A 3,617-nucleotide genomic window follows, 5' to 3' on the forward strand; every position below is an offset into this window, starting at 1 on the left:
ATATTGTTTTCATATGGCTCATTGGCGTTCACAAAGAATAAAACACCATCATAAATACAAAGTTGCTCAAATATCCATTTTTTTAAAGTTAACAGGCTGATACTCACGCAAGGTGATAAATACAAAAATGTTCCATTAATTTAAGTTTCTTTAATATGTGCTTGTCTGGCGTATTTACTGACGGTTCTTTTGGCTTATTTATCCAAGCATCCTTGATATCTGCGACCTCACGCTTGATTAAAATAGGATGAATCGATCAATTGCATTCCTCTGATAGCCCAAGCCTATCACAAAAAGATAATTGATCGTTTTTGACTATTTTGTTGTTATGTGTATATTATTTCGCTACAACCTCTGAGTCGGTGCGAAATCAATGTAAACTACACTGTGGGCCTGTCTGAATTTGTGTTTTTCATTGGTTGGCATTCTTTTTTTGGTCATAATTAATAACGTGCTTTTTAATGTCACGCAGGAGACTCACATGGATAAGTGTGGTTACTGGCCGGAAAATGATTCTTTTTTTGGAAAGGGAATCATGGCAATTGCTGAGATAGCGGGCAGAAAAAATCTTTACTTTGTTAATCTTGATGAATCTACATTTTATGACTTTATAACACAGCCTCAGATTTTGAATATAAAAAGCATCGTTATTATCTCTAGCCCAACGTTATATCCTTTGTCACTCTTATTATTGACCGAATTTGCCAATGTACATGCAGTTTTATCCTCAGACAGTGGACTTGAACGACTGGCAAATAGTATACGCCGAATACCCGATAATGGAAAAATTACTGCTGCAAATTATAGTGCTGGCGCACTCACCCTGCCTGAGTATCGAACTCTGACTTTATTAGCACAAGACGTCAGCATGAAACATATAGCCTGCATTCTCGGCACCAGTATCAGTACAGCCTACGTATACAGAAAAAAACTATCAGAGAAAATGCGTTTCCCGCATAACGGAATACCTGTTTACATGAAACGGTGAGAGACATGAACAATGAAGTGCTACTGATTGTATTGACAGAGAATTGCTGGTTATACACGGGCCTTACCGCGCTGTTGCCCGAGATGGTTTGTCTACGGGTGGGGTTCAGTTCGCGATATATTCCTCCAGAAATCGAGGTTGCAGGACGTATAATTCTTGCTGTGGACAGCCGGATTGTGTTTCGGGGAGAATGGACGGCTCTGAACGCTCTTCATGCCCTTCGTCCTGATGCAGTTCGGATCTGGCTGACGTGTGATGAGAGCGGGAGATTATGTCCATTTGCAAACCAGAGATGCCTTAGCCTTAGTCAGCGACAGGATATTACCTCATTACAGTTCGCTTTGCGTCAGTCAGGACAACACGCTCTGGGAAAAAGCACCCGCGTCGAAAGCATAAGACTGACATTCACAGAGCGTCGCATGCTCCCCTTTTTTTTATCCGGGGTTAGCCTACCGTTACTTTCCCGCATGACAGGAAAACCGGTCAAAACACTCTACGCGCACCGAAAAAAAATTCTTGAGAAGACGGGACTACGGCAACTGGCATTTTTACAGTTTGTGAATGAACGTAACCGAGGATTGCCGGGCATTCCCGGCATGTAAGAAATTCATGATACTTTTTTAATGGATTTAATAGTAGGGATACTCCATGAGTTATTATTATAAGAAAAAAAGATTTTCTTTAGACATATAATTCCCGAGAAATAAAATAAGGATTGGTGTGTGCTTTCCTGCCATCTTTCCCTCTCCAGATATCGACATTTATTTCAAATTTTTATTTTCAATTCATAACCTAAGAGGAAACCAAGTGAACCATAGATATCACCTCGCATGGAATTCAACTCAGCGAGCCTGGATGGCTGGTGGGGAATTGAGCCGTTCACATAAGAAAAAAAAAGTGATTTTCTCTATTGTCTTTTTTTTAGGCGGAATTAATAGTTCATCAGTCGCTGAAACAAAAAACATAACACTACCTGGGAATGGAGTGACCTATTTCCTCCAGTCAAATAAAGGCAGTAACGGTGTTGACTCATCGAATGGAATCAATGGATCAGATGGTTCATCATCTTATGAATTTACGACCAGTACTTTTAAACCTGAGGATAACCCCATCAGCATTACTGACGCTAATATAGCTGGGGGGATTGGAGGGGCAGGTACCATAGCAATGGGCAATGGTTCTGAAAGCGGTAATGGCGGTAATGGGGGGGACGCAGTCAGCATATCGACAGCTACTATATTTAATAATGGTGCAATACTAACGGGCGGTAACGGCGGCGATGCGGGTGGAGGCACCGGTCGATATCTCACCATGGGTTCTGGCGGAGCAGGAGGCAATGCAATATCTGGGAATCACCTTACTATCAACAATAACACAGGTGGAGTGCTAGCGGGTGGGGAAGCCGGTAGTGGTGGTGATGTTCTTGGTATTCAGATCGCCAGCGCAGGAGGCTCGGGAGGTACAGCTATCGCCGGTAAGAATCTATCCATCCTTAACGATAGCGTAATTTCGGGGGGTAATGGTGGTTCCGGTGGCACGGGCGGCGTGGACCTAAACGAATGGGGTTGGTCGGGACCTGGTGACGGAGGTGAAGGAGGCTCTGGAGGCGCAGGTATAAGTGGCGATAACCTTAACATCGTCAATAATGGAAGGATTAGCGGCGGTAGTGGCGGTAAAGGTGGCTCAGGTTCAACTACAGATACGAGCATAGGTGGTAATGGTGGTATTGGTGGCGATGCCTTAGTTGGAGGCAACCTGACTATTATTAACAACGGAACTATTGATCGGGGTGCAGGTGGTAACGCGGGTAACGGGAACGGTGGAACCAATGGTACTAGCGGAACGGGCGGTGCGGCAATTCGTTTAACCAGCAATGATAATTATTTGATCCTTAAATCTGGTTCAGAGATCAACGGTGACATCGTTCTTTCAGAAACCGACACTTTCAATACCCTCTCCATTGCCAGCGATGACGCCACGACAGTTACCGGAAATCTGACGGCGAATGCTTATACCAGCTTAACACTCTCCGGTAAGATGCTCACCCTAACGGGGCAAGCCTCTTTCGCCAGGAACACGTCGCTCACCTTCAATAACCCCACTTGGGACTCTGTGCTAAAGGCAGATTCGGTTTCTCTGGAAAGTACCGTTACCCTGCGTGGAAATATCAGTGAATGGCAGCAGAACACCTACACACTGGCCACCACCACCTCAGGCATTAGCGGATTTATATCAGGGAATGTTATCAACGAGCTGCTGACAGAGGCCGCAACAGACTACGCAAAGATGTCTCTTTCAGATGATGGAAACTCCATCATCTACAGCCTGCGGTGGAACAATACCGCAGGTGATGGCTATGGAACCTTTGACCTTAAAGGCGGAGCAGTACTCAACATAGGCACAATACTTGCCGATAATATCAATGGTGCCGATGGTGTATGGGACGGTAAGACATTGACCAAAGAGGGTGACGGCACCCTCATACTGACTGGCACCAATACCTACACAGGTACTACTACGGTCAGCCGCGGCACACTTAAAACCGGTGTTGAGGATACTTTTGCCTCCACCTCCGGTGTGACGGTAGCTGAAGGTGCGACCCTTAATCTCAGCGGCAACAGCCAGACCG

General features: G+C 45.0%; 3 protein-coding genes. All 3 read left to right on the forward strand.

Annotated elements, in window-relative coordinates:
* Nucleotides 1-481 precede the first annotated feature (481 nt).
* Nucleotides 482-988, forward strand: coding sequence for a helix-turn-helix transcriptional regulator (locus WFK85_RS23275; protein WP_008461655.1), 507 nt, complete (start codon nucleotides 482-484; stop codon nucleotides 986-988).
* Between the two features lie 5 nt (nucleotides 989-993).
* Nucleotides 994-1,590: a hypothetical protein gene (locus WFK85_RS23280; protein WP_008461653.1), complete on the forward strand. Its 597-nt coding sequence runs from the start codon at nucleotides 994-996 to the stop codon at nucleotides 1,588-1,590.
* 118 nt (nucleotides 1,591-1,708) lie between these two features.
* Nucleotides 1,709-3,617 (forward strand): autotransporter-associated beta strand repeat-containing protein (locus WFK85_RS23285; RefSeq protein WP_336710422.1); only part of this gene is annotated, 1,909 nt, incomplete at its 3' end.

Source organism: Cedecea sp. VD22 (assembly GCF_037150195.1).
Taxonomy (GTDB): domain Bacteria; phylum Pseudomonadota; class Gammaproteobacteria; order Enterobacterales; family Enterobacteriaceae; genus Cedecea.